Annotated in this window: 1 protein-coding gene; it reads right to left on the bottom strand. The window is 70.8% G+C overall.

The genetic code is table 11. The features are described from left to right. On the bottom strand, positions 1–485 hold a 485-nt coding region (locus tag VT52_RS33985), incomplete at its 3' end, for a winged helix-turn-helix domain-containing protein (RefSeq protein ID WP_071387752.1). Positions 486–541 lie beyond the last annotated feature (56 nt).

The raw sequence follows: 541 nt of genomic DNA, 5'->3' as shown, positions 1-541 counted from the left end.
CTTACCCGTGACCACTGCTCCGACCGCCACCTGGCCACGGCCTCCTCGTCCCGCTCGACGGCCCGGTGAACGGGCACCTGCGGTGACCAGCCCAGCCGGTGCAGCAGATACGACACACCACGCGGGGTGTACCGGCAGCCGAACAGGCGATGGACCAGCTCCGCGACCCTGGCCAGGGTCCACCGCTGGTCCTCGCACCAGCCGTGCGCGGCCGGGCCGGCCTCCAACTCGGCCTGCAGGCGCTCGGTCTGGTCATCGCTGAGCTGACAGGGAAAGCCACCAGGCCCCTTCGAGGCCAGGGCTGATCTGCCGCCGTCCCGCCAGGCCGCGTACCAGGCGTAGGCCGACTTCCGCGACACCCGTAGCCTGCGAGCCACCTCCGGCGGCCGCACCCCTTGCTCGAACATCTCCGCGGCCTCGAAACGCACCGCCTCACGCTTCGCCCGCCCCGCGGCGGTCAGACCGCCGCCATCCGCATACCTCATGACGAGGATGTAGCAGGGACAACGCCCCCTGTCACCCCACCCTTTCAATCTCAGCG

It is taken from the genome of Streptomyces malaysiense (genome assembly GCF_000980885.2).
GTDB classification, from domain to species: Bacteria; Actinomycetota; Actinomycetes; order Streptomycetales; family Streptomycetaceae; genus Streptomyces; species Streptomyces malaysiense.
This window is presented reverse-complemented; position numbering and strand designations above follow the sequence as displayed.